Below are 22,796 nucleotides of genomic sequence, written 5' to 3'. Positions count from 1 at the left end.
GACTCCTGCAACGGTGCGGCCCGCCCGTTTCACCTCTCGGCAACGGGCACGGCGGATACAATGCGCCATTGTAAGTCGTTCGCGCGGCCGTGGCCGCGCCCCATCCAACCCCAGGAGTCCGCCGTGGCCATCGAACTGCCCGCCCTGCCCTACGACCGCACCGCTCTGGAGCCGCACATCTCCGCCGAGACCATCGACTACCACTACGGCAAGCACCACCAGACCTATGTCACCAACCTCAACGGGATGATCGCCGGCACCGAGTTCGACGGCATGTCGCTGGAGGACATCGTGCGCAAGTCGCAGGGCGGCATGTTCAACAACGCCGCCCAGGTGTGGAACCACACCTTCTACTGGAACTGCCTCAAGCCCGGTGGCGGCGGCGAACCCGGCGGCAAGCTGGGCGAGGCCATCAATGCCGCGTTCGGCAGCTTCGCCGCGTTCAAGGAGGCCTTCACCAAGACCGCCATCGGCACCTTCGGTTCCGGCTGGGCCTGGCTGGTGCAGCGCCCGGACGGCGCGCTGGCGCTGGTCAGCACCTCCAACGCCGCCACTCCGCTCACCGGCGAGGACACCCCGCTGCTGACCTGCGACGTGTGGGAGCACGCCTATTACATCGACTACCGCAACGCCCGCCCGAAGTACATGGACGCGTTCTGGAACCTGGTGAACTGGGACTTCGTGGCCGCCCAGATGAAATAAGCCGCCGCTGCGCGCGGTCCGCGATACGGGCGGCCGGGGCAACCCGGCCGTTCGCATTCGTGCCGGACGCGCGCGCTCACGCCGCCGGCGGATGCGCGCCCAGCGCGGCCATCCGGCGCAGCAGACCGATGCTGTAGGCCAGCCCGTAGGCCACCAGCGCCGCGGCCAGGCCCAGGGTCAGGGCACTGGGCTGGCCGGCGGCCTGCAGTCCGCCGGCGTGCAGGTAGCGCCAGGCCAGGCGCCCCAGCAGCACCAGCGTCAGCACGCCGCCGATCCACGGGTTCGGAATGTAGGTGCGCACCCCGCCGCGCCACTCCGCATGGGTGTGGCGCACGCCGATCCAGCCCAGCAGCAATCCCGCCGCGGCCCCGCCGACCAGCGCCGGGCCCGACTGCGGCACCACCGTGGCCGCCACGCCCAGCATCGCCCCCACCAGCACCAGCATGACCAGGCGCAACAGCGTGCGCCGTGGCTGCCACGGCTGCGGGCCGAAGCTGCGGCGGATGCGGCGGTAATACACCCACCCAAGCAGCAGCGGCAGCAGGTAGGGAATCCACGGGGTCGGAGTGGCCGGCAGCGGCATGGCGGGGCATTCCCGGAAGGCGATGGCCGCCATCCTGCCACGGACCACGCGCTGCCCGCGATCACACCCTCGAGGCGTCAGCCCAGGCGCGCGATCACCGGCGCCACCTGCGCCTGCCGGCCCAATGCCTCACCGATACGCCGCAGCGATGCCGCCAGCTCCGCCGGGTGCTCGGCGCGCACGGTGGCGTGGCCGACCTTGCGCCCTGCGCGCGGCGGCTTGCCATAGTCGTGCCAATGCCCGCCCGCCTCGCGCAGCACCGGGCCGGCGTCGGGCATGGCGCCGATCCAGTTGAGCATGCAGGCGTGGCCGAGCATGCGGGTGTCGCCCAGCGGCAGGCCCAGCACCGCGCGCAGGTGGTTCTGGAACTGGCTGGTCTCGCTGCCTTCGATGGTCCAGTGCCCGGAGTTGTGCACGCGCGGCGCCATCTCGTTGGCCAGCAGCTCGCCGTCACGGCAGAACAGCTCGAGCGCGAACACGCCGACGTAGTCCAGCGCCTCGGCCAGCTTGCGTGCATGGGACAAGGCGGTCTCGCGCAGCGCGTCGTCCACCGGCGCAGGGGCCAGGCTGGCCGAGAGCACGCCATCGACATGCCAGTTCTCGGTCAGCGGCCAGGCGCGGAACTCGCCGTCGCGGCCGCGCACGGCCACCACCGATAGCTCGCGCTGGAAGGCGACGAAGCCTTCGAGGATCAGCCCCACCGTCGCCGCCTGCGCGCCCAGCGCGTCCCAGGCGGCCTCTACGTCGGCCGGGGTCTTGATGCGGAACTGGCCCTTGCCGTCGTAGCCCAGCCGGCGCGTCTTGAGGATGCAGGGCGTGCCGAGCACGGCCACCGCGGCGTCCAGCGCGGCGCGGTCGGGCACGTCCGCGAACGGCGGCACCGGGATGCCCAACTCGCGGAACAGGGTCTTCTCGGCCAGCCGGTCCTGCGCGGTGGCGAGCGCGCGCGGGTTCGGGAACACCGGCACCTTGCCGGTGAGCCATTGCGCCGACTCCGCCGGCACGTTCTCGAAATCGAAGGTCGCCACGTCGATCCGCGAGGCGAACTCCTCCAGCGCGGCGCGGTCGGTGTAATCGCCCACCACCATCGGCGCGAACTGCCCGGCGCAGGCGTCGCCGGCGGTGTCGAGGACGAGGAAGCGCAGGCCCAGCGGCGCGCCGGCCAGGGCCATCATGCGCGCCAGCTGGCCACCGCCGAGGATGCCGACGGTGGTCATGCGCGCGGGTCGTCGTTGTTCACGACGTCCTCGGTCTGCTTGGCGCGGAACGCCTCCAGCGCCGCGCCGATCGCGGGGAACTCGACGGCCAGCATCGCCGCCGCGAACAGCCCCGCGTTGGCGGCACCGGCGTTGCCGATGGCGAAGGTGGCGACCGGGACGCCTGCCGGCATCTGCACGATCGACAGCAGCGAATCCATGCCGTTCAGCGCCTTGCTCTGCACCGGCACGCCCAGCACCGGCAGCGCGGTCTTGGCCGCCAGCATGCCCGGCAGGTGCGCGGCACCGCCAGCGCCGGCGATGATCGCGCGCAGGCCACGCGCGGCCGCGCCCTCGGCGTAGGAAAACAGCACGTCCGGCGTGCGGTGCGCGGACACCACCTTCACCTCGTGCGGCACGCCCAGCGCCTCCAGCCGCGCGGCGGCGTGCTGCATGGTGTCCCAGTCCGAGCGCGAGCCCATGACGATGCCGACCAGCGGGGCGGCGGTGTTGACGGCAGGCATGACCATTCCCGATCGCGTGAGCGCGTAAAGACGTATTCTAACGGCCCCCGTCCACCATTGCCTTTCGCCGATGGACCGCAAGCTGCTCGATCTCCTCGCCTGCCCGGCCACCCGCCAACCGCTGTCGCTGCTGGAAGCCGACGGGCTGGACGCGCTCAACCGCGCGATCGCCGCCGGCCAGGTGACGCGCGGCGACGGCACGCCCCAGCGCGAGCCGCTGCGCGAGGCGCTGGTGACCCGCGACCGCAAGACCGCCTACCGCATCGACGACGGCATCCCGGTGCTGCTGGTGGAGGAGGCGATCGCCACCGCGCAGGCGGACGGATTCCCCGCGGCATGAGCGCGCCGGTCGCGCCGCCCGATGCGGCCGTGGTGGCGGCCAACGTCGCCGCCGCGCTGGCCGAGGACATCGGCCCCGGCGACGCCACCGCCCTGCTGCTGGAGGATGCCGCGGACGAGGCCTACCTGCTGTGCAAGGAGGACTGCGTGGTGGCCGGGCGGCCGTGGTTCGACGCCTGCCACCGCGCGCTGGACCCCGCCGTGCGCATCGACTGGCGCTGCGCGGAAGGCGACCGCATCGCCAAGGGCACCGTCATCGCCACCCTGCAGGGCCACCGCCGCGCGCTGGTCAGCGCCGAGCGCGCCTCGCTCAATTTCCTGCAGACGCTCAGCGGCACCGCCACCACCACCGCCCGCCACGTGGACGCGGTGCGTGGCACCGGCGCGGCCATCCTCGACACCCGCAAGACCTTGCCGGGTCTGCGCGTGGCGCAGAAGTACGCGGTGCGGGTCGGCGGCGGCAGCAACCACCGCATGGCGCTGTACGACGCGGTGATGCTCAAGGAAAACCACATCCGCGCCTTCGGCTCGGTGGCCGCGGCCATCGCGCGCGCGCGCGCGCTGCACCCGGCGCTGCCGCTGATCGTCGAGGTGGAGACCCTGGACGAGCTGCGGCAGGCGCTGGACACCGGCTGCACGCGCGTGCTGGTGGACGATTTCGACCCGGCCATGCGCCGCGAGGCGGTGCGGATCGCCAAGGGCGCGCCCTACCACGGACGCATCCCGCTGGAGGTCTCGGGCGGGGTGGACATGGCCAGCCTGCGCGCGATCGCCGAGGACGGGGTGGACTGCATCTCGATCGGCGGCCTCACCAAGCACGTCCACGCCATCGATTTCTCGTTGAAACTCGGCCCTCCGCCCCCAGCTTGACGCGATGCCCACCCTGCTCGTCCTGATGCTCGTCGGCGCCGCCGGCTTCTTCCTGTTCACCGCCGCGCGCGCGGCGGCCGAGCGCGCCGCGGACATCGGCCGCGACGCCTGCGAGGCGGCCGGGGTGCAATGGCTGGACCAGTCGGTGCATGCCACCGGCATCCGCCTGCGCCGGCGCGACGACGGCTGGCTGGGGCTGGAGCGCAGCTTCCGCTTCGAATATTCCGAGGACGGCCAGGACCGCCACGTGGGCCGGATCGTGCTGCTGGGCGAGAAACTGGTCGGCTTCAGCGGGCCGACCCGCGCAGCGCAGGCGGTGGTGCGGGCGTTCCCGTCCGGCTGACGCCCAAGGCCATCCCGGCGGCGGCGCGGAGCGCGCCGCGCGCTTACTTCACGACCCGCAGATGGCCGCGGCGCGGCGGCGGGCGATCGTCGTCACCATCTCCGGGGGCGGCCTCCGCATCGGTCTCAGGCGTATAGATGACCTCGGGATCGTAATCGGCGTGCAGCGCGCCCAGTCCCTCGTGCTCTTCTTCCGCTTCCAATGGCGCCGGCGGCGGGACATCCTGCGGCAGCGCCATGCCGTGGCCGTTCTCGCGCGCATAGATGGCGATCACCGCCGGCAGCGGCACCACCACGTTGTGGCTGACGCCGCCAAAGCGCGCCGAGAAGCGCAGCGCATCGTTGTCCATCTGCAGGTGCCCCACCGCGCGCGCGGCGATGTTCAGCACCACCTGCCCGTCCTTGACCGTATGCGGCGGCACCCGCACGCCCGGCACGCGCGCATCCACCAGCACGTGCGGGGTCATGTCGTTGTCGACGATCCACTCGTACAGCGCGCGCAACAGGTACGGCCGCTGCGAGCTCATCGCCGGCATCGGGGGCTGGGTCTCCATCAGGCCGGGAGTTCGCGCAGGTGCTTTTCCTGCGGCGTGAGGCTGCGCTCGAAGCCGGGGTTGCGGAAGATCCGGTTGCCGTAGTCCTCGATCGCCTTGCCATCCTTCGGCAGCGGGACGCCCAGGGCGTCCAGCCGCCAGATGATCGGGGCCATCGCGCAGTCGGCCAGGCTCATCTCGCCATTGAGGAAGAACTTGCTGGCCTTGAACAGCGGCAGCGCCGCGGTGAGCAGCTCCTTCAGGCGCTTGCGCCCGGCCTCGGCCTGCTGCTTGTTGCCAAACTGGATGGCCTGCACCTGCGGCACCCAGTCGTGTTCGATGCGCAGCATGGCCAGGCGCAGGCGTGCGCGCGAGAGCGGATCCACCGGCATCAGCGGCGGGTGCGGATAGCGCTCGTCCAGGTATTCGCTGACCACGCTGGCGGCGTACAGCACCAGGTCGCGCTCGACCAGGGTCGGCACCGAGTGGTAGGGGTTGAGGTCGATCAGGTCCTCGGGCGGGTTCTGCGGGTCCACCGGGATCAGGTCGTAGGCCACGCCCTTCGCCGCCAGCACCAGGCGCACGCGGTGGCACAGCACGTCATCGACAGCGGAAAACAGGGTCAAGGCGTTTCGCATGCGCGGACTCACAGCCATCATCAGGACCACTCCCACGCCCGGTCGATGCCGGACGCACCTGCGCCGCCCGCACGATGCGGACGGCCGTCAAGCGTCGTTCCCTGCGGCGGGCGTCCTTGCCGCTGGCGCCGCGTCAGTGAACGTCCCGCCAGTATTCTTGCTTCAACAGCCACGCCATCAGGGCGAAGAACACCAGGAACAGCACCGCCCACACGCCCACGCTCTGGCGCTTCAGCGCCGCCGGCTCGCCGGCGTACTCGAGGAACGCGGTGATATCGCGGACGGTACGGTCGAACTGCGCCGGGGTCTGGGTGCCGGCCTGGCTGATGGTGAAGCCCTCCACCGGCAACTCGCCGGCCTCGGTCTTCTTGCCGTACACCGGCTGCTGGATGCCCTGCAACTCCCACAGCGGGTTCGGCATCGAGGCGTTCGGGAACAGGGTGTTGTTCCAGCCCACCGGGCGGCTTTCGTCCACGTAGAAGGACTTCAGGTAGGTGTAGATCCAGTCGCTGCCGCGCACGCGCGCGATCAGCGACAAATCCGGCGGCGCCTTGCCGAACGCGGCCTTGGCCAGCTCCGGCGGCATCGCCGACAGCACATGGTCGCCGATCTTGCCGCCGCTGAAGTTCAGGTTCTGCATCACCTGGTCTTCGGTCAGGCCCAGATCCTCGCCGATGCGCGCGTAGCGCACGTATTTCAGCGAATGGCAGCCGCTGCAGTAGTTCATGAACAGGGCCGCGCCACGCTGCAGCGAGGCCTTGTCGTTGAGGTCCACGCCCGACTGCTGCAGGTCGCCGCCCTCGCTGGCGAAGGCGGTGGCGGACAGCAGCAGGCCGGCCGCGAACAGGGCCGCGCGCGCCAGCAGGCCGCGCGTGTTGTCGGAGAAGTCAGTCATGCATCGTCACCCGTTCCGGCACCGGCTTGGTCTTGTCCAGCTTGGACCAGACCGGCATGGTGATGAAGAAAGCGAAGTAGAGGAAGGTCAGCACGCGGCCGATGATGGTTTCCACCGGGTCGGTGCCCGGGCCGCCACCGATCTTGGCCAGCCACAGGAAGCAGACCGCGAACATCAGCAGCATGGCCCAGCTCAGCCAGCCGCGGTAGCGGTAGGACTTGACCGGCGACTTGTCCAGCCACGGCACCAGGAACAGGCAGACGATGGCGCCGAACATCACCAGCACGCCCCACAGCTTGATGCCGAAGAACGAGGGCACCACCCGCAGCATCGCGTAGTACGGGGTGAAGTACCACACCGGCTTGATGTGCGCGGGCGTCACCAGCGGGTTGGCCTCGGTGAAGTTGTCGTGCTCCAGGAACAGGCCGCCAAAGGTGGGCGCGAAGAAGATGATGAACGCCGCGATCACCAGGAAGCAGCCGACGTAGAACAGGTCCTTGACCGTGTAGTACGGATGGAACGGGATGCCGTCCGCCGGCGCCGTCTCCGACCAGCGGTTGCCCTTCGGGCCCTTCTTGATCTCGACGCCGTCCGGGTTGTTCGAGCCGACTTCGTGCAACGCGAAGATGTGCAGCACCACCAGCAGCAGCAGCACCAGCGGCAGCGCGATGACGTGCAGCGCGAAGAAGCGGTTCAGGGTGGCGTCGCCCGGGTTGAAGTCGCCCATGATCCATTCGGTCAGGCCGCCGCCGATCACCGGGATCGCGCCGAACAGCGAGATGATCACCTTGGCGCCCCAGTACGACATCTGGCCCCAGGGCAGCACGTAGCCCATGAAGGCCTCGGCCATCAGCACCAGGTAGATCACCATGCCCAGCAGCCACACCAGTTCGCGCGGCTTGCGGTAGCTGCCGTACATCAGCCCGCGGAACATGTGCAGGTAGATGACGATGAAGAACAGCGACGCGCCGGTGCTGTGCATGTAGCGGATCAGCCAGCCCCACTCCACGTCGCGCATGATGTACTCGACGGAGCCGAACGCCTCGGCGGCGCTGGGCTTGAACTGCATGGTCAGGAAGATGCCGGTCAGGATCTGGTTGGCCAGCACCACGATCGACAGCACGCCGAAGATGTACCAGATGTTGAAGTTCTTCGGCGCGTAGTACTCGCTCATGTGCTTGCGGTACGCCGGCATCATGCCGGGCGCGCGCGCGTTGACCCAGTCCATCAGGCCGTTGGCGGTGCGGGTGAGGATATTCGCCATGGCTTACGCGGCTCCCTTCGGATCGACGCCGATGACGACGGTATTGTCGCCTTCGAAGTGATAGGGCGGCACCGGCAGGTTCAGCGGCGCCGGCTGCGCCTTCAGCACCCGCCCGGCCAGGTCGTAGCGCGACTTGTGGCAGGGGCAGAAATAGCCGCCCTTCCAGTCCGGGTCGAACGGCTCGGGCTTGACCTCGGGCTTGAACTCGGGGGCGCAGCCCAGGTGGGTGCAGACGCCCACCAGCACCGCGATCTCGGGCTTGATCGAACGGGTCTCGTTCTTGGCGTAGGCCGGCTGGGTGGAGGCATCCGAATGCGGGTCGGCCACCAGCGGGTCCATCACCGGCAGGGTCGCGAGCATGGCCTTGGAACGCTTGGCGATGTAGATCGGCTGGCCGCGCCAGTTCAACACCAGCTGCTGCCCGTCCTGCAGCGCGCTGATGTCCTGGCTGACCGGGGCGCCCGCGAAGCGCGCGCGCGCGCTGGGGCTCCAGGACTTGATGAACGGCACCGCCGCGAACCCGGCGCCCACCGCCCCCACCACCGCTGTCGTCGCGGTGAGGAACCGGCGTCGCCCGGTGTTGACCTCTTCGTTCGCCATCCCGCACTCCGTGAAGAAAACTGGATATGCCCCTTGGCTGGCGGCCAAGGGGGCCGCCAACCGCAAAAGACACTGAAGTGTATATGAACGCTTAACGCGCCGACAATCCGCCCCGCAGCGGCGCTCCCGCGCCCGCCAGGGCCCCGCGATAGCGCTCCGCCAGCACCCCCACCCGCTGCACGTAGCGCTGGGTTTCGCTGTAGGGCGGCACCCCGCCGTACTTGTCCACCGCGCCCTCGCCGGCGTTGTAGCCCGCCGCGGCCAGGGCCAGGTTGCCGTTGAACCGTTTCAGCAGCCAGGCCAGGTACTGCACCCCGCCGCGGATGTTCTGGCCGGCATCGAAGGCATCCAGCACGCCGAACCGGCGGGCGGTCGCCGGCATCAGCTGCATCAGGCCCTGCGCCCCGACCCGCGAGATCGCATTGGGGTTGAACGCGGATTCGGCATGGATGATGGCGCGCACGACCGCCTCTTCCACCCCCAGCTCGCGCGCGGCGGCGGCGATCTCGTCGCTGTAGGCGGTGGTGTTGAGGCGCACCGTGCGGAAATCCACGCCCGGCAAGACCCCGCAGGCGTAGCAGCGCTCTATATAAGAGTATTGGATGGTGCGGATGGCCGCCATCGGCACCCCGACCGGGCGCGCGCTGGTGTAGGTGCGCACCCCGTCCTTGCCGACATAGCTATACAGCTGGCCGTGGACCAGGCGCGGGCCCATGGCCGGGCCCGGGGCGGGCGCGGGAGAAGGCGCAGCCGCAGGCGATGCCGCCGGCGCGGAGGATGCGACCGCGGCCGGCGGACGCGCCACCTCGGCCAGCGGCGGCGCAGGCGCGGGGGCCGGGGCACGTGTCGGGGCCCGCACCGGGGGGGCCGGACGGTAGCTGCCGAGCAGGCGGCACTGCGCACCCGGCGGACGCTTGTTGACGTAGCTCACCGCGCCATCGCCGCCCACGCAGCGATAGACGTTCCCCGCCAGCGCCGGCGCCCCCGGCGCCAGCAGCAGCAGCAAGATGGCCGCCCGTCCCCTCATGCGGCGGAGTCTCGCCCCGCGCGCCGCGCTTGGCAAGCGTCCGCGCACCCGCGGCCGGCCCCTGCCGCTAGAATGGCCGCCCCGCCACCCATCCGGCCCGGACTCACCGCCGCGCCCCGGAGCACGCCATGACCGATCTGCACCCCCTGCCCGCCCCGCCGCCTGCCGCACCCGCCGCCGGCAGCGGCCCGAAGCTGTTCATCCAGACCCACGGCTGCCAGATGAACGAGTACGACTCGTCGCGGATGGCCGACGTGCTGCACGCCGCGGAAGGCATGCAGCTGACCACGAACGCCGACGAAGCCGACGTGATCCTGATCAACACCTGCTCGATCCGCGAAAAAGCGCAGGAAAAGGTGTTCAGCCAGCTGGGCCGCTGGAAGCAGCTCAAGCAGGGCGGCCGCCCGGTCATCATCGGCGTCGGCGGCTGCGTGGCCAGCCAGGAAGGCGCGGCGATCCTGGAGCGCGCGCCCTACGTGGACCTGGTGTTCGGCCCGCAGACCCTGCACCGGCTGCCGGAATTGATCCGCGCCCGCCGCGAGCAGGACGCGCCGCAGGTGGACATCAGCTTCCCGGAGATCGAGAAGTTCGACCGCCTGCCGGAGCCGCGCGCGGAAGGCCCCACCGCCTTCGTCTCGATCATGGAAGGCTGCTCCAAGTACTGCACCTACTGCGTGGTGCCCTACACCCGCGGCGAGGAAATCAGCCGCCCGTTCGAGTCGGTGCTGACCGAGGTGGCGGAACTGGCCGCGCAGGGGGTGCGCGAGGTCAACCTGCTGGGGCAGAACGTGAATGCCTACCGCGGCGCGCTGGGCGAGGACGGCGCCACCGCCGATCTTGCGCTGCTGATCCGCGCGATCGCCGAGATCGACGGCATCGGCCGCATCCGCTTCACCACCTCGCACCCGCTGGAGTTCAGCGACTCGCTGATCGAGGCCTACCGCGACGTACCGAAGCTGGCCAACTACCTGCACCTGCCGGTGCAGTCCGGCAGCGACCGCATCCTGGCCGCGATGAAACGCGGCTACACCGCGCTGGAGTTCAAGCAGAAGATCCGCAAGCTGCGCGCGGTGCGCCCGGACATCTCGATCAGCTCGGACTTCATCGTCGGCTTCCCCGGCGAGACGGACGCCGATTTCGAGAAGACCATGAAGCTGATCGAGGACGTGGGCTTCGACCAGAGCTTCTCCTTCATTTATTCGCGTCGCCCCGGCACCCCGGCCGCGGACCTTCCGGACACCACCAGCAGCGAGGAGAAGCACGCCCGGCTGGACCGCCTGCAGAAGCACATCACCGCGCACGCGGCGGGCATCTCGCGGGCGATGGTGGGCAGCGTGCAGACCGTGCTGGTGGAAGGCCCGTCCAAGAAGAACCCGGACGAGCTGACCGGCAAGACCGAGAACATGCGCTCGGTGAATTTCCCGGCGCCGAAGCGGCTCATCGGCCAGTTCGTGGACGTGACGATCACCGAGGCGCTGAGCAATTCGCTGCGCGGCCGCTTGCACCTGGCCGAGGACGACGCCGCGGCCTGAGCGGCGGCGGGCGCGCGCTAGTCGAGCGCGCTGAGGAAGCGCTCGCCGCGCGGGCCGATCTGCACCACCCGCGAATCCGGCACGCGCCGTGCCAGGCCGGTGTCGAGCAGATAGCGAAGCAAGGCGCCGCCCAGCGCACCGGCGACATGGTCTTGGCGCTCGCTCCAGTCCAGGCACGGCCGGCACACCGGCCGGCGCGACGCACGCAGCGCCGCCACGTCGATGCCGATCGCCGTACACCAGGCCGTGCCGGACGCGCTCAGCGCCATGCCGTCACTGCACAGCAGGTGCCCGCGCGCCTCCATCTGCTGGCGCCAGCGGATCGCCAGTTCGCCGGCAAGGTGGTCGTAGCACACCCGCGCGCGGCGCAAGCCGGAATCCGCCGGGCCGACCCGCCGGGTCTGCGGCGGTACGAGCCCCATCATCGCCTCGACTGCCGCGGCAACCTGCGCATCGGCGAGGCGGAAATAGCGGTGCCGGCCTTGGCGCACCACCGCGAGCAGGCCGGCCTCGACCAGTTGCGTCAGATGTTGGCTGGCGGTGGACGGCGCCACGCCGCCGTCCAGGGCCAGTTCCGTGGCGGTGCGCGCCTGCCCGCTCATCAACGCCGCCAACATGCGGCTGCGCGCGGCGTCGCCCAGCAGGAAGGCGACACGGGACAGCGGTGTGGCTTCGCTCATGCTTCGATTCTAGACGAAGCATGACGCCGCGCTGGCGCCTACCGTGCCCGCTTCCCACACGAGGCAGGCACATGGCCAACACGCTGCACCACTACGCTTCGCAACTGCACTGGACCGGCAACCGCGGCAACGGCACCGCCGACTACACAGGCTACGGCCGCGACTACACGCTGCAGGTTCCAGGCAAAGCGGCGCTGGCGGGCAGCGCCGATCCGGCGTTCCGCGGCGACCCGGCGCTGCACAACCCGGAAGACCTGTTCGTCGGCGCCCTCGCCGCCTGCCACATGCTCACCTACCTGGCGCTGTGCGCGCATGCCGGCATCCGGGTCCTGGCCTACGACGACCAGGCGCAAGGTTGGCTGGAGCTGCATCCCGGCCGCGGCGGGCGCTTTCGCGAGGTGACGCTGGCGCCGCGGGTGACCATTGCCGCGGACAGCGATGCGGCCCGTGCGCACGCGCTGCACGCACAGGCGCACGCGCAGTGCTTCATCGCCAACAGCTGCGCGGTGGCGGTGCGCTGCGAGGCGACGATCGTGCACGGCGAGGCGACGGCGGAGGCGCTGCGATGAAGGACGTGGAGATCCATCTCGACGATCGCCCCGGCGCACTGGCGGCGATGGCCAAGGCGCTGGGCGCGGCCGGCATCAGCATCGAAGGTGGCGGCGCGTGGCGGGTGGGCGGCCGCGCGGTCGCGCACTTCCTGTTCGATGCCGCTGCGCCGGTGCGCGACGCACTGCAGGCGCACGGGATGCGCGTGGCCGCCGAGCGTCCCGCCGTACTGCTGCGCCTGGACCAGGACACGCCGGGCCAACTGGGCTTGCTGACAGGCCTGCTCGGCGACGCCGGCATCGACATCGCCGTGCAGTACAGCGATCACCACGGTCAGCTGGTGCTGGTGGTGGACGACCTTGCCGGCGCACGGGCGATCGCGGACGCGTGGATGCAGGCCCGCGACGCGCGCGGCGGCGGCGGACATCGATAGGCGCGCCGCAACGGATTCCCAGAAGGCAAGCGCGGCGGAACGCCCGGCGCTGGCCGGCAGGTGCGATTTTTTTCGCCACCACAGGGCCGCGCCTTGCCGGGCAAGGCGTCCGCGTAGTTGTCCACAGGTTTTTGGACAATCAATCCACATCCATTGTGGACAACGTTGCCATCGCCGCCTCGTGCGGGTCGCGGCGGTGGCGCTCACAGGCGCGGGGCGTAGTCAGATCGCGTTGACGTGCACACACCGACGCCGCAACCGCGCCCCCCTTCACTGGCCCGGCTACGCGCTGCGCGCTACCCTTTGCGCCCCCTCGTTTTCGACGCTGCCGCTGGCGGCGTGCGCCCGCCATGACCATCCCTGCGCAACGCGAGTTCGTGCTGGAACCCGACGACGCCGAGCGCCTGGCCAACCTGGCCGGCCCGTTCGACGCCCACCTGCGCCTGGCCGAGCTGCGCCTGGGCGTGCAGATCGCCAACCGCGGCAACGTGTTCCGGGTGAGCGCCGAGGATGCCGCCGCCGCCGGGCGCGCCGAGGCCTTCCTGCGCCGGCTGTACGACGACACCGCCGGCGAGGCGCTGGACGAGCCGGCCGTGCACCTGCGGCTGGGCGCGTTCGCGGACGAGGCCGCGCCCGCCGCCGGCCATGCCGGGCAGGACGTGGCGGTGCGCGTGAAGCGCGGCACCCTGCGCGGGCGCGGGCCCAACCAGCGCAAGTACCTGCAGGCGATCGCCACCCACGACATCAATTTCGGCGTCGGCCCGGCCGGCACCGGCAAGACCTACCTCGCCGTGGCGATGGCGGTGGACGCGCTGAACCAGTCGCGCGTGCAGCGGGTGGTGCTGGTGCGCCCGGCGGTGGAGGCCGGCGAGAAGCTGGGCTTCCTGCCCGGCGACCTCACCCAGAAGGTCGATCCCTACCTGCGCCCGCTGTACGACGCGCTGTACGAAATGCTGGGCGTGGAGAAGGTGGCGCGCCTGCTGGAACGCAACGTCATCGAGATCGCGCCGCTGGCGTACATGCGCGGGCGCACGTTGAACGATGCGTTCGTGATCCTCGACGAGGCGCAGAACACCAGCATCGAGCAGATGAAGATGTTCCTGACCCGGCTGGGCTTCGGCAGCACCGCCGTGATCACCGGCGACATGACCCAGATCGACCTGCCCAAGCACCAGAAGTCCGGCCTGAAGGACGCGGTGGAGGTGCTGCGCGGGGTCGAGGGCGTGAGCTTCACCTTCTTCGAGGCGCGCGACGTGGTGCGGCACCCGCTGGTGGCGCGCATCGTGAATGCCTACGAGGCGCGCGACGCCGCCGCCGAGGGGTAAGATGCGCGCATGACCCAGGGACCGGTCCGCCTCGATGTCGCCGTCGGCTACGCGGTGCCGCGCGCCGGCGTGCCGGCCGCCGCTAGTTTCCGCAAGTGGGCGGCCGCCGCGCTGGCCGGGCGCATCCGCGAGGCCGACCTGGCGATCCGCCTGGTCGGCACCCGCGAGGGGCGCGCGCTGAACCGCCACTACCGCGGCCGCGACTACGCCACCAACGTCCTCAGCTTCCCGGCGGAACTGCCGGAAGGGCTGCCCAAGGACGTGCGCCTGCCGCTGCTCGGCGACCTGGTGCTGTGCGCGCCGGTGGTGGCCCGCGAAGCCAAGGAACAGGGCAAACCGCTGAACGCGCACTATGCCCACCTGACCGTGCACGGCTGCCTGCACCTGCTGGGCTGGGACCACGAGGACGCGCGCGAGGCCGAGGCCATGGAGCAGCTGGAGCGCGAGATCCTGGCCACGCTGGGCCTGCCCGATCCCTATCTCGACGCCTGAACACCCGCCCCCGCGGATTCGCTAGACTTCCCCACGCGTTCTTTCCCCCGCAGCGAGCAAAGGCCCTTACGCCCCATGTCCGAGGACGACAGTCGACGCCACCCCGACGCCGACGAGAAACCCGCCGAGAAACCCCATCGCTCCTGGCTGGAGCGCATCAGCGCCGCCCTGTCCGGCGAACCGACCAGCCGCGAGGACCTGATCGAACTGCTGCGCGACGTGCAGGCCGATGGCCTGATCGGCGCCGATACGCTGCGCATGATGGAAGGCGCCATCAACATCGCCGACATGACCGTGGGCGACGTGATGGTGCCGCGCGCGCAGATGGTGGCGCTGCCGGCGGACGGCAAGCTGCTGGACCTGATGAAGCAGGTGGTGGAATCCGGCCACTCGCGCTTCCCGGTGCACGGCGAGGACAAGGACGAGATCCTCGGCATCCTGCTGGCCAAGGACCTGCTGCGCGGGGTGGTGGCCGACAACGGCCCGGCCAGCATCCACGAGCTGCTGCGTCCGGCGGTGCTGATCCCGGAGTCGAAGAACCTCAACGTGCTGCTGCGCGAGTTCCGGCAGTCGCGCAACCACATGGCGATCGTGATCGACGAATACGGCGGCGTGGCCGGGCTGGTGACGATCGAGGACGTGCTGGAGCAGATCGTCGGCGAGATCGACGACGAGCACGACGATGCCGCCGACGCGGGCGTGCTGATCGCGGCCCAGGCCGACGGCCAGTTCGTGGTGGACGCCCTCACCCCGATCGCCGACTTCAACGAACGCTTCGGCGCCGATTTCGACGACGACGAATACGACACCATCGGTGGGCTGGTGACCGCCGCGATCGGCCACCTGCCGGAAGCGGGCGAGGAGCTCTCGCTCGGCCGCTTCACCTTCCGGGTGGCGCGTGCCGACGCGCGCCGGCTGCATGCGCTGCACGTGAGCGTGCATGCCGAGGGCTGAGCGCGCGCGCGCCGCGGCGCGCTGGATGCTGGCCCCCTTGCTGGCGCTGCTGGCCGTGGCGGCCATGGGCGCCACGCCCGCCCCGTCATCCGCCCCATCACCCGCGCCGCCCCCGGCATCCACATCGCCCGCAGCGCCTGCCGATGCAGCGCCGGCGGCGCCGCGGATCGGGGTGGTGACGATGGGCCCGGGCGAGGTGTTCTGGGAACGCTTCGGGCACGACGCCATCGTGGTGGAAGACCCGCGCACCGGCACGCGCACCAACTACAACTTCGGCTTCTTCGACATGGACGAACCCGGCTTCCTCGGCCGCTTCGTCAAGGGCGACATGCGCTACCGGCTGGTGGCGCTGCCGCTGGAAGAGGACATGGAGTACTACCGCCAGGTCGGACGTGGCGCGCGCCTGCAGTGGCTGGACCTGGAGCCGGCGCAGGCACGCGCGCTGGCGGCGGCGCTGGCCGAGAACGCACGCCCGGAGAACGCGCGCTACCGCTACGACTACTTCACCGACAACTGCGCCACCCGCGTGCGCGACGCACTCGACCGCGCGCTCGGCGGCCACCTGCGCAAGCAGCTGGAAGGCCGCTCCAGCGGCGACACCTACCGCAGCGAGGCGCTGCGGCTGGCCTCGCCGCAGGCGTGGATGTGGCTGGCGTTCGACATCGGCCTGGGGCCCTACGCCGACCGCCCGCTGACCCGCTGGCAGGAGGATTTCCTGCCGCGCCGGCTGGCCGACGACCTGCGCCGCGTCACCGGCACCAGCGGGCGCCCACTGGTAGCCGCGGAGGTGGAGCTGCTGCCGCAGCGGCTGCCGCCGGAGCCGGCCGAGCAGGCCCCGGCGCTGTGGCCCTGGCTGCTGGCCGGCGCGCTGGCCGCGGCCGCCATCCTGTGGCTGCGCACGGCGCGTCCCGGCCTGCTGGCGGGGCTGGCGCTGGGCTTCTGGCTGCTGTGCGGCCTGCTCGGGCTGGTGCTGGCGCTGGGCTGGGCGTTCACCGCGCACCAGGCGATGTGGGCCAACCGCAACCTGCTGCTGTTTAATCCGCTGTGCCTGCTGCTGGTGCCGGGCGGGGTCGCCCTGCTGTACGACCGCGCGCCCTCGCCGCGCTTCCGCACGCTGCTGGTGGCGGTGGCCGTGCTGGCGCTGCTGGCCTGCCTGCTGCTGTGGCTGCAGTCCGTGCCGCAGCGCAACGGCCACTGGATCGCGCTGCTGCTGCCGATCCACGCCGCCCTCGCCCGCGCTTGGCGCAGGCCGGCGGCTTGATGGCCACCGTCGCCGCGGGCAGGATGGGCCGATGAGCCGACTGCACGACTCCCAGCGCCAAGCGATCGTCAACTGCGCGGTGTACGACCGCGCCGGCCACCGCCGCGACATCCCGATCGAGGCCATCAGCGAGGTGCTGGCGCAGGACGACGGCAGCTTCGTCTGGGTCGGCCTGTACGAGCCGGAAGAAGCGGTGCTGGACGCGCTGCAGGAAGAGTTCGGCCTGCACGACCTGGCGGTGGAGGACGCGCACAAGGCGCACCAGCGGCCCAAGATCGAGACCTACGGGCAAAGCCTGTTCATCGCCGTGCACACCGCCCAGCGCGTCCACGGCGAGGTGCGCTTCGGCGAGACCCAGGTGTTCGCCGGCCCGCGCTACCTGGTGACCGTGCGCCACGGCGCCTCGCTCAGCTACGCCCCGGTGCGCCAGCGGCTGGAGCGCGAGCCGGAGCTGCTGGCGCTCGGCCCCAGCATCGCCCTGCACGGGGTGCTGGATTTCGTGGTGGACAACTACCAGCCGATCGTCGCCGACTACGGGGACGAGCTCGACGCCCTCGAGCAGGACGTGTTCGCGGAAAGCTACCGCCGCACCACCCTGCAACGCCTGTACCGGCTGCGCAAGGACCTGACCCGGATGCGGCTGGCAGTGCTGCCGATGCAGGACATCCTGGCCCAGCTCCGGCGCGCGCCGGCGTTCCCGATCCCGGACGAAGTCAAGCCCTACTTCCGCGATATCCACGACCATGCCGCGCGCGAGGGCGACACCATCGACACCCTGCGCGAGATGGCGGCCGCGGCCATGAACACCAACCTGGCGCTGGTGACGGTGGCGCAGGGCGAGGTGGTGAAGAAGCTGGCCGGCTGGGCCGGTCTGCTGGCCGCGCCGACCCTGATCGCCAGCTGGTACGGCATGAACTTCGAACACATGCCGGAACTGCACGGACGCTACAGCTACGCCATCCTCACCGGCGTGGTGGCGCTGGTGTGCATCGTGCTGTACGCCTACCTGCGCCGCATCCGCTGGCTGTAGCGCGCCTCAGCGCAGCCAGAACACCGCCCACGCCAGCGCGGCCAGGGCCGCGGCCGCCGCCACCCACCACCACAGCGGCATGCGGAAGCCGCCCGTGCGCGGCGACAGCTGCTGCAGCTCGGACCGGGTGGAATCCAGCACCCGGAAGCGCACCGTGTCGAACGCGATCTCGTCGCCGGCCACGGCCAGCCCCTGCAGGATGCGGCGGCCGTTGAGGAAGGTGCCATTGGTGGAACCGGTATCCTCGACCTGCACGCCGTCCGCCACCGGCACCAGCCGCGCGTGCTGGCGCGACAGTCCGGCCTCCTCGATCTGCAGCGTGCATTCCGGCGCACGGCCCACGGTGGCCACGCCCGCCAGCGGATGGCTGCGCCCCAGCATCGGGCCGGACACCCCGCGCAGGACGAAACGCGGCAGCACCGGCCGCACCCGGGTGAGGCCGGCCTCGTCCGCCGGCTCCGCCGCCATCGGCGCGGACGCCTCCTCGCGGGCCTTGGGCAACACCCCCGGCGGCAAGGCCGCCAGCCGCGCCTGCACGCCGGCGATGCCCAGGCTGTCGCCGGGGCGCAGCGCGATCAGGCCCTGCACCGGGCGGTCGTTGACGCGCAGCGCCGCCTCCGGTGCGGCCTGCAGCAGCACCCGCGCGCCGACCACGCGCAATTCGCAGTGCAGCGGCAGCACGCCCGGCTGTTCCAGCCGGATGCCGCACTCGGGATCGCTTCCGATGCGGGTGACGCCTTCTTCAAGCAAACGCGGCGAATGCTCGCCGCCTGGGAACACGAGTTTCATGCGTGCGCAGGTCCGTGGACGGGATCGCGGCGGCCGCCGGAGCAGCCGCCAGAAGGCTCACTGGCCGATATGCTGCTTCAGCCAGGCATTCACCGTCTCGTGCCAGAGCACGCTGTTCTGCGGCTTCAGCACCCAGTGGTTCTCGTCCGGGAAATACAGGAACTTCGATTCCACGTCCTTGCGCTGGGCTGCGGTGAACGCGGCGATGCCCTGCTCCACCGGAATGCGGAAGTCCTGCTGGCCGTGGATGATCAGGATCGGCACCCGCCAGTCCTTGACGTGGTTGGCCGGGTTGAATTTCTGGTAGCCGTCCGGGTTCTCGAACGGGGTGCCGCCGTTTTCCCACTCGCTGAACCACAGCTCCTCGGTGGCGTAGCCCATCATGAAATTGTCGAACACGCCGTCGTGGGCGACGATGCACTTCCACGGCTGGTTCCAGTTGCCGGCGATCCAGTAGGCCATGAAGCCGCCATAGCTGGCGCCCAGCGCGCAGGCCTTGTCGCCATCGAGGAAGGGATAGGCCTTGAGCGCGTAATCCCAGCCCTTCTGCAGGTCTTCCAGCGGGCGGTCGCCCCAATGGCCGGAGATGGAATCGGTGAAGGCCTGGCCGTAGCCGGTGCTGCCGTGGAAGTCGATCATCACCACCGCATAGCCCTGCCCCGCGTAGGTCTGCGGATTCCAGCGATAGCTCCAGCCGTTGCCGAAGCTGCCCTGCGGGCCGCCGTGGATCAAAAACGCCACCGGATACTTCTTGCCCGGCTGATAGTTCCACGGCTTGACCACGTAGCCGTGCACGGTTTCGTCGTTCCAGCCACGGAACTTGAACTGCTCGAAGGCGCCCCAGGCCACGTCCGGCAGCATCTGCGCCGCGCTCGGGGTGATCTGCCGCAGCGGCGCCTTGCCATCCAGGCTGGTGGTGTAGAGCACGTCGCCCGTCACCAGCGAATTGCGCGCCAGCGCCAGGGTCGGCCCGGCCAGATCGAACGCGGACACGCTGCCGTCCTTCGCCACCGTCTCCACCTCGCCGTTGGCCAGCGAGACGCGGAACAGCGGGTGCTGGCCCAGTTCCTGCGCGGTGGTGTAGATCCACTTGCCGTCGGCGGACAGGCGGATGCCGTCGGCGGAGGCATCCCAGCGCGGCGCGATCTCGCGGGTCTTGCCGGTGGCCAGGTCCATCGCCATCAGTGCGAAGCGGTCGGCCTCGAAGCCGGGGCGCTTCATCGCGCGGTAGTACAGGGTCTTACCGTCGGCGCTGAACACCGGGCCGGCATCCCAGGCCTTGTTGGCGGCGGTGAGGTTGCGCGCGCCGCTGCCGTCGGCATTCACCAGCCAGATGTCGAAATTGGTGCTCCACGGCTCCTCGCGGTTGGCCTGGCGCACGCTCATCGCCACGGTCTTGCCGTCCGGCGACCAGGCGAAGTCGGACAGGTCACCGAACGGCTTGGACGGGATGTCACCGTGGATGCCGCCACTCAGCAGGGTGGCCGAGGTCAGCATGCCCGCGCCGCCGAGCGGGGCGGCGAACACGCGGTTCAGGCGGCCGTCGTTCCAGGCATCCCAGTGGCGGATGAACAGGCGGTCGAACACCTTGCCGGTGGCCTTCACCGCCTCGGCCTCGTCCAGCTTCTTCTTGGTGCAGGCCAGGTCGGCCTGGCAGTCCGGGAACACCGCGAACGCCAGCGCCACCTGCTTGCCGTCGGGCGAGAGCTGGTAGGCGTCCACGTCGATCGGAAAATCGGTCAGGCGCTTGGGTTCGCCGCCGGCCAGCGGCATCGCGTACAGCTGCATCGAGCCCGACTTCGCGCTGAGGAAGTACAACGTCTTGCCGTCCGGCGCGAACGCCGGCGAATTCACGCTCCAGCCTTCCGGCGACACCTGCTGCGGCGGGCGCAGGTCGCGGGTGACCAGGTTGCGCATCCACAGGGTGGTGCTGGCCTTGTTCGTGTCCTTGTCGACCGTGCGCTTGGCGAACACCAGCACGCGCCCGTCCGGCGACAGGGTGGGCGCGGAATAGCGGTCCATGTAGGCCATGTCCTGCACGGTGAAGCCGTGCCTGGCGGCCGGCGGCGCGTCGGCGGCCAGCGCCGGCAGGGACAGGGCAAGGGCGAGCGGAAGGAGGGCGTGGCGTAGGGTCATGGCAGTGGCTCCATGCAGCAGGAAATGAAGACGCCCGCGCAGGCGCGGGCGTCGATGGATCAAGCGTTCGGGTTGGCCTTGGCGCCGGTGCGGTAGATGAGCCAGCCGACCACGGCCAGCACGATCAAGCCCACCGTCTGCCCGAAGTGGAACTGCTCCGGCAGCGCCAGCACGTCGGCGCGCTCGCTGACCACGATCGGGATCGCGATCAGGATGCCCATCAGCGCCTCGCCTGTGATCAGGCCCGCGGAGAACAGCACGCCGGGGCGATGCACGCGGTCGCGCAGCGCCTCGTCGTGGGTGCCGACGATGCCGTGGCGCTTCTCGACGATGTGCGCCAGCAGTCCGCCGAGGAAGATCGGCACCATCAGCTCCAGCGGCAGGTAGATGCCGATGGCCGCGGCCAGCACCGGCACGCGGAAATTCGAATTGCGCGACTTCAGCCAGCCGTCGAACGCAATCACCAGCGCGCCGATGCCGGCGCCGACGGCGATCATGTCCCAAGGGAGGTGGCCGCCGAACAGCCCCTGCGCCACCGACGCCATCAGCGTCGCCTGCGGCGCCTGCAGCGAACCGGGGCGGGTGGGATCGCCGATGCCGTAGGCCTGCGCCAGCAGGTTCAGCACCGGCGCCATGATCAGCGCGCAGGAGAACGCGCCGATGCCCAGCATCAGCTGCTGCTTCCACGGCGTCGCGCCGACGATGTAGCCGGCCTTGAGGTCCTGCAGGTTGTCGCCGCCGACCGCCGCCGCGCAGCACACCACCGCGCCGATCATGATCGCCGCCACGGCGCCGATCTTGGAGTCGCTGCCCAACAGGAGCATCAGCACCACCGAGGCGAACAGGATGGTTGCGATCGTGATGCCGGACACCGGATTGTTCGACGAGCCGACCAGCCCGGCGAGATAGGCCGACACCGACACGAACAGGAAGCCGGCCACGATCATGATGATCGTCATCGGCACGCTCACGCCCCAGTTCTGCACGATCGCCTGGTACAGGCCCAGTAGCGGCAGCACGAACAGCAGCAGCGCAATCAGCATCCACTTCATCGGCAGGTCGCGCTCGGTCTCGGGCAGATCGGCGCCGCCCGAACCCTTGCGGGCGGCGGCAATGCCGCTCTTGATGCCGGACAGCAGCGAGTTGCGCAGCGAGAACAGCGTCCAGATGCCGCCGATCAGCATGGTTCCGACGCCGATGTAGCGCACCTTCTCCGCGCGGATCAGCCCGGCCGCGTCGGCGGCGCTCAGACCGATGAGTTTGGTAGCAAACACCGGGTCGAACGAGGACGCGTAGGCGTGGTAGAGCGGGATGGCGATGTTGTAGGCCAGGATGCTGCCGGACACCACGACAATGCCGATATTCAGGCCAACGATGTAGCCCACGCCCAGCAGCGCCGGCGACAGGCCGGTGCCCATATAGCCCAGGTACTTGCCGAAGAAGCCCGCACCCGCGGCATTGTCCGGAATCATCCGCAAGCCACTTTCGGCGGCCAGTTTCACCAGGGCGCCGATGCCCGCGGAGATGCCGAGGATCTTCAGCCCCGGCCCGGGGTTCTCGCCTGCCTTGAGCACTTCGGCGGCGGCCTTGCCTTCGGGGAACGGCAGCGGCTCCTCGACGATCATCGAACGCCGCAGCGGCACCGAGAACAGCACGCCCAGCAGGCCGCCGAGGCCGGCAATCGCCAGCACCCACGAGTATTTGAAGTCCTGCCAGTAGCCCAGGATGATCAGCGCCGGGATGGTGAAGATCACGCCGGCGGCGATCGAAGAGCCTGCCGAGGCGCCGGTCTGGACGATGTTGTTCTCGAGGATGGTGCCGCCGCCGAGCAGGCGCAGCACGCCCATCGACACCACCGCCGCCGGGATCGCGGTGGCGATGGTCAACCCGGCGAACAGGCCGAGGTAGGCATTCGCGGCGGACAGGATCACCGCCAGGATGATCGCCAGCAGCACCGCGCGGAACGTCAGCTGCGGAACCGGCTGAATGGGAGTCGACATCGGGTGCCCTCGTCAGGATGCAATCGGCGAAACCTAGCCGCTGCCGCCGTGCAAGTCCAGCGCGGGAGGCGCGGCAGCGGCGCAGGGATGCGGAGCGATACC

The 22,796-nt window shown here is 70.3% G+C and carries 25 protein-coding genes; 12 read left to right on the top strand and 13 right to left on the bottom strand.

The genetic code is table 11. The annotated features are described in order from the left end of the window. Positions 1-123: 123 nt before the first annotated feature. Positions 124-702: a superoxide dismutase [Fe] gene (gene sodB, locus EDC34_RS06600; RefSeq protein WP_114960255.1), complete on the top strand. Its 579-nt coding sequence runs from the start codon at positions 124-126 to the stop codon at positions 700-702. Positions 703-778: 76 nt separating this feature from the next. Here the strand turns inward: sodB and EDC34_RS06595 are convergent, their stop codons facing one another. From EDC34_RS06595 to purE, 3 genes are all read right to left on the bottom strand, one after another. Continuing rightward, positions 779-1,279 carry a CcdC protein domain-containing protein gene (locus EDC34_RS06595; protein ID WP_425477471.1) on the bottom strand — a complete coding sequence of 167 codons (501 nt, stop codon included), beginning with the start codon at positions 1,277-1,279 and terminating at the stop codon, positions 779-781. Between the two features lie 83 nt (positions 1,280-1,362). Next, on the bottom strand, positions 1,363-2,502 hold the full coding sequence (locus EDC34_RS06590) for a 5-(carboxyamino)imidazole ribonucleotide synthase (protein WP_114960257.1): 1,140 nt from the start codon (positions 2,500-2,502) through the stop codon (positions 1,363-1,365). Beyond that, the gene (gene purE, locus EDC34_RS06585) at positions 2,499-3,005 is read right to left on the bottom strand and encodes a 5-(carboxyamino)imidazole ribonucleotide mutase (protein ID WP_114960323.1); all 507 of its coding nucleotides are present in this window, start codon (positions 3,003-3,005) and stop codon (positions 2,499-2,501) included. Before purE ends, EDC34_RS06590 begins: the two co-directional genes overlap by 4 nt. A 70-nt stretch (positions 3,006-3,075) precedes the next feature. On the opposite strand from purE, the gene EDC34_RS06580 reads away from it, so the two are divergent. Genes EDC34_RS06580 through EDC34_RS06570 form a run of 3 tightly spaced genes read left to right on the top strand, consistent with a single transcriptional unit; the run spans position 3,076 to position 4,557 of the window. Further along, complete coding sequence (locus tag EDC34_RS06580) at positions 3,076-3,345, top strand: Trm112 family protein (protein WP_114960258.1); 270 nt, start codon at positions 3,076-3,078, stop codon at positions 3,343-3,345. Continuing rightward, positions 3,342-4,214 carry a carboxylating nicotinate-nucleotide diphosphorylase gene (nadC, locus tag EDC34_RS06575; protein WP_114960259.1) on the top strand — a complete coding sequence of 291 codons (873 nt, stop codon included), beginning with the start codon at positions 3,342-3,344 and terminating at the stop codon, positions 4,212-4,214. The genes EDC34_RS06580 and nadC overlap by 4 nt, the downstream gene beginning before the upstream one ends. 4 nt (positions 4,215-4,218) lie before the next feature. Next, entirely contained in the window at positions 4,219-4,557 is a 339-nt protein-coding gene (locus EDC34_RS06570; RefSeq protein WP_114960260.1) for a DUF3301 domain-containing protein, read from the top strand. A gap of 43 nt (positions 4,558-4,600) precedes the next feature. Here EDC34_RS06570 and EDC34_RS06565 read toward each other — a convergent pair whose 3' ends face one another. The 6 genes from EDC34_RS06565 to EDC34_RS06540 form a co-directional block, all read right to left on the bottom strand. Beyond that, positions 4,601-5,110, bottom strand: coding sequence for a ClpXP protease specificity-enhancing factor (locus EDC34_RS06565; RefSeq protein WP_338067050.1), 510 nt, complete (start codon positions 5,108-5,110; stop codon positions 4,601-4,603). After that, a complete protein-coding gene (locus EDC34_RS06560) occupies positions 5,110-5,745 on the bottom strand; it encodes a glutathione S-transferase N-terminal domain-containing protein (protein ID WP_114960324.1) in 636 nt (211 codons plus the stop codon). Before EDC34_RS06560 ends, EDC34_RS06565 begins: the two co-directional genes overlap by 1 nt. A gap of 115 nt (positions 5,746-5,860) precedes the next feature. Then, positions 5,861-6,622: a cytochrome c1 gene (locus tag EDC34_RS06555; RefSeq protein WP_114960262.1), complete on the bottom strand. Its 762-nt coding sequence runs from the start codon at positions 6,620-6,622 to the stop codon at positions 5,861-5,863. Further along, positions 6,615-7,886 carry a cytochrome b gene (locus EDC34_RS06550; protein WP_114960263.1) on the bottom strand — a complete coding sequence of 424 codons (1,272 nt, stop codon included), beginning with the start codon at positions 7,884-7,886 and terminating at the stop codon, positions 6,615-6,617. Before EDC34_RS06550 ends, EDC34_RS06555 begins: the two co-directional genes overlap by 8 nt. Positions 7,887-7,889: 3 nt before the next feature. Then, complete coding sequence (petA, locus tag EDC34_RS06545; RefSeq protein ID WP_114960264.1) at positions 7,890-8,486, bottom strand: ubiquinol-cytochrome c reductase iron-sulfur subunit; 597 nt, start codon at positions 8,484-8,486, stop codon at positions 7,890-7,892. A gap of 91 nt (positions 8,487-8,577) precedes the next feature. Beyond that, positions 8,578-9,513, bottom strand: a complete 936-nt coding sequence (locus EDC34_RS06540) for a lytic transglycosylase domain-containing protein (RefSeq protein ID WP_114960265.1) — start codon at positions 9,511-9,513, stop codon at positions 8,578-8,580. Between the two features lie 128 nt (positions 9,514-9,641). Between EDC34_RS06540 and miaB the strand changes: the two genes are divergently transcribed. Next, positions 9,642-11,045 carry a tRNA (N6-isopentenyl adenosine(37)-C2)-methylthiotransferase MiaB gene (gene miaB / locus EDC34_RS06535; RefSeq protein ID WP_114960266.1) on the top strand — a complete coding sequence of 468 codons (1,404 nt, stop codon included), beginning with the start codon at positions 9,642-9,644 and terminating at the stop codon, positions 11,043-11,045. Between the two features lie 17 nt (positions 11,046-11,062). Here miaB and EDC34_RS06530 read toward each other — a convergent pair whose 3' ends face one another. Next, entirely contained in the window at positions 11,063-11,725 is a 663-nt protein-coding gene (locus EDC34_RS06530; RefSeq protein WP_114960267.1) for an ArsR/SmtB family transcription factor, read from the bottom strand. A gap of 71 nt (positions 11,726-11,796) precedes the next feature. Here EDC34_RS06530 and EDC34_RS06525 point away from each other — a divergent pair, with 71 nt between their 5' ends. The 7 genes from EDC34_RS06525 to EDC34_RS06495 all read left to right on the top strand — a co-directional run bounded on the left by EDC34_RS06525 (position 11,797) and on the right by EDC34_RS06495 (position 17,769). Beyond that, positions 11,797-12,294 carry an OsmC family protein gene (locus EDC34_RS06525; protein ID WP_114960268.1) on the top strand — a complete coding sequence of 166 codons (498 nt, stop codon included), beginning with the start codon at positions 11,797-11,799 and terminating at the stop codon, positions 12,292-12,294. Beyond that, positions 12,291-12,707, top strand: coding sequence for a hypothetical protein (locus EDC34_RS06520; protein WP_010342135.1), 417 nt, complete (start codon positions 12,291-12,293; stop codon positions 12,705-12,707). The genes EDC34_RS06525 and EDC34_RS06520 overlap by 4 nt, the downstream gene beginning before the upstream one ends. Positions 12,708-13,057: 350 nt before the next feature. Then, complete coding sequence (locus tag EDC34_RS06515) at positions 13,058-14,032, top strand: PhoH family protein (RefSeq protein WP_114960269.1); 975 nt, start codon at positions 13,058-13,060, stop codon at positions 14,030-14,032. A 9-nt stretch (positions 14,033-14,041) separates the two neighbouring features. Continuing rightward, complete coding sequence (gene ybeY / locus EDC34_RS06510) at positions 14,042-14,524, top strand: rRNA maturation RNase YbeY (protein ID WP_114960270.1); 483 nt, start codon at positions 14,042-14,044, stop codon at positions 14,522-14,524. A 75-nt stretch (positions 14,525-14,599) separates the two neighbouring features. After that, the gene (locus tag EDC34_RS06505) at positions 14,600-15,478 is read left to right on the top strand and encodes a CorC family transporter (protein WP_114960271.1); all 879 of its coding nucleotides are present in this window, start codon (positions 14,600-14,602) and stop codon (positions 15,476-15,478) included. A gap of 25 nt (positions 15,479-15,503) precedes the next feature. Then, positions 15,504-16,739 carry a lipoprotein N-acyltransferase Lnb domain-containing protein gene (locus tag EDC34_RS06500; RefSeq protein WP_114960325.1) on the top strand — a complete coding sequence of 412 codons (1,236 nt, stop codon included), beginning with the start codon at positions 15,504-15,506 and terminating at the stop codon, positions 16,737-16,739. Between the two features lie 31 nt (positions 16,740-16,770). Then, positions 16,771-17,769 (top strand): magnesium and cobalt transport protein CorA, encoded by a 999-nt coding sequence (locus tag EDC34_RS06495; protein ID WP_114960272.1) that lies wholly within the window; start codon positions 16,771-16,773, stop codon positions 17,767-17,769. 6 nt (positions 17,770-17,775) lie between these two features. On the opposite strand, the gene EDC34_RS06490 is transcribed toward EDC34_RS06495, so the two are convergent. Genes EDC34_RS06490 through EDC34_RS06480 form a run of 3 tightly spaced genes read right to left on the bottom strand, consistent with a single transcriptional unit; the run spans position 17,776 to position 22,694 of the window. Beyond that, positions 17,776-18,558, bottom strand: coding sequence for an FHA domain-containing protein (locus tag EDC34_RS06490; RefSeq protein ID WP_114960273.1), 783 nt, complete (start codon positions 18,556-18,558; stop codon positions 17,776-17,778). A 57-nt stretch (positions 18,559-18,615) separates the two neighbouring features. After that, entirely contained in the window at positions 18,616-20,694 is a 2,079-nt protein-coding gene (locus tag EDC34_RS06485) for a S9 family peptidase (protein ID WP_114960274.1), read from the bottom strand. Positions 20,695-20,753: 59 nt separating this feature from the next. Beyond that, positions 20,754-22,694, bottom strand: a complete 1,941-nt coding sequence (locus tag EDC34_RS06480) for an OPT family oligopeptide transporter (RefSeq protein ID WP_114960275.1) — start codon at positions 22,692-22,694, stop codon at positions 20,754-20,756. Between the last annotated feature and the right edge of the window lie 102 nt (positions 22,695-22,796).

It is taken from the genome of Thermomonas haemolytica, assembly GCF_004346265.1.
In the GTDB taxonomy this organism is placed as follows: domain Bacteria; phylum Pseudomonadota; class Gammaproteobacteria; order Xanthomonadales; family Xanthomonadaceae; genus Thermomonas; species Thermomonas haemolytica.
Note: the sequence above shows the minus strand (reverse complement) of the source record. Positions and strands in the feature narration are given on the sequence as shown.

Bases quoted from the DNA above. Each gene is read 5' to 3' on its own strand.
- nadC (WP_114960259.1), top strand. From the start codon at position 3,342: ATGAGCGCGCCGGTCGCGCCGCCCGATGCGGCCGTGGTGGCGGCCAAC.
- miaB (WP_114960266.1), top strand. From the start codon at position 9,642: ATGACCGATCTGCACCCCCTGCCCGCCCCGCCGCCTGCCGCACCCGCC.
- EDC34_RS06560 (WP_114960324.1), bottom strand. From the start codon at position 5,745: ATGGCTGTGAGTCCGCGCATGCGAAACGCCTTGACCCTGTTTTCCGCT.
- purE (WP_114960323.1), bottom strand. From the start codon at position 3,005: ATGCCTGCCGTCAACACCGCCGCCCCGCTGGTCGGCATCGTCATGGGC.
- EDC34_RS06540 (WP_114960265.1), bottom strand. From the start codon at position 9,513: ATGAGGGGACGGGCGGCCATCTTGCTGCTGCTGCTGGCGCCGGGGGCG.
- EDC34_RS06500 (WP_114960325.1), top strand. From the start codon at position 15,504: ATGCTGGCCCCCTTGCTGGCGCTGCTGGCCGTGGCGGCCATGGGCGCC.
- EDC34_RS06495 (WP_114960272.1), top strand. From the start codon at position 16,771: ATGAGCCGACTGCACGACTCCCAGCGCCAAGCGATCGTCAACTGCGCG.
- EDC34_RS06530 (WP_114960267.1), bottom strand. From the start codon at position 11,725: ATGAGCGAAGCCACACCGCTGTCCCGTGTCGCCTTCCTGCTGGGCGAC.
- EDC34_RS06550 (WP_114960263.1), bottom strand. From the start codon at position 7,886: ATGGCGAATATCCTCACCCGCACCGCCAACGGCCTGATGGACTGGGTC.
- ybeY (WP_114960270.1), top strand. From the start codon at position 14,042: ATGACCCAGGGACCGGTCCGCCTCGATGTCGCCGTCGGCTACGCGGTG.
- EDC34_RS06520 (WP_010342135.1), top strand. From the start codon at position 12,291: ATGAAGGACGTGGAGATCCATCTCGACGATCGCCCCGGCGCACTGGCG.
- EDC34_RS06555 (WP_114960262.1), bottom strand. From the start codon at position 6,622: ATGACTGACTTCTCCGACAACACGCGCGGCCTGCTGGCGCGCGCGGCC.
- EDC34_RS06505 (WP_114960271.1), top strand. From the start codon at position 14,600: ATGTCCGAGGACGACAGTCGACGCCACCCCGACGCCGACGAGAAACCC.
- EDC34_RS06565 (WP_338067050.1), bottom strand. From the start codon at position 5,110: ATGGAGACCCAGCCCCCGATGCCGGCGATGAGCTCGCAGCGGCCGTAC.
- EDC34_RS06570 (WP_114960260.1), top strand. From the start codon at position 4,219: ATGCCCACCCTGCTCGTCCTGATGCTCGTCGGCGCCGCCGGCTTCTTC.
- EDC34_RS06480 (WP_114960275.1), bottom strand. From the start codon at position 22,694: ATGTCGACTCCCATTCAGCCGGTTCCGCAGCTGACGTTCCGCGCGGTG.
- EDC34_RS06485 (WP_114960274.1), bottom strand. From the start codon at position 20,694: ATGACCCTACGCCACGCCCTCCTTCCGCTCGCCCTTGCCCTGTCCCTG.
- EDC34_RS06580 (WP_114960258.1), top strand. From the start codon at position 3,076: ATGGACCGCAAGCTGCTCGATCTCCTCGCCTGCCCGGCCACCCGCCAA.
- EDC34_RS06590 (WP_114960257.1), bottom strand. From the start codon at position 2,502: ATGACCACCGTCGGCATCCTCGGCGGTGGCCAGCTGGCGCGCATGATG.
- EDC34_RS06490 (WP_114960273.1), bottom strand. From the start codon at position 18,558: ATGAAACTCGTGTTCCCAGGCGGCGAGCATTCGCCGCGTTTGCTTGAA.
- petA (WP_114960264.1), bottom strand. From the start codon at position 8,486: ATGGCGAACGAAGAGGTCAACACCGGGCGACGCCGGTTCCTCACCGCG.
- EDC34_RS06515 (WP_114960269.1), top strand. From the start codon at position 13,058: ATGACCATCCCTGCGCAACGCGAGTTCGTGCTGGAACCCGACGACGCC.
- EDC34_RS06525 (WP_114960268.1), top strand. From the start codon at position 11,797: ATGGCCAACACGCTGCACCACTACGCTTCGCAACTGCACTGGACCGGC.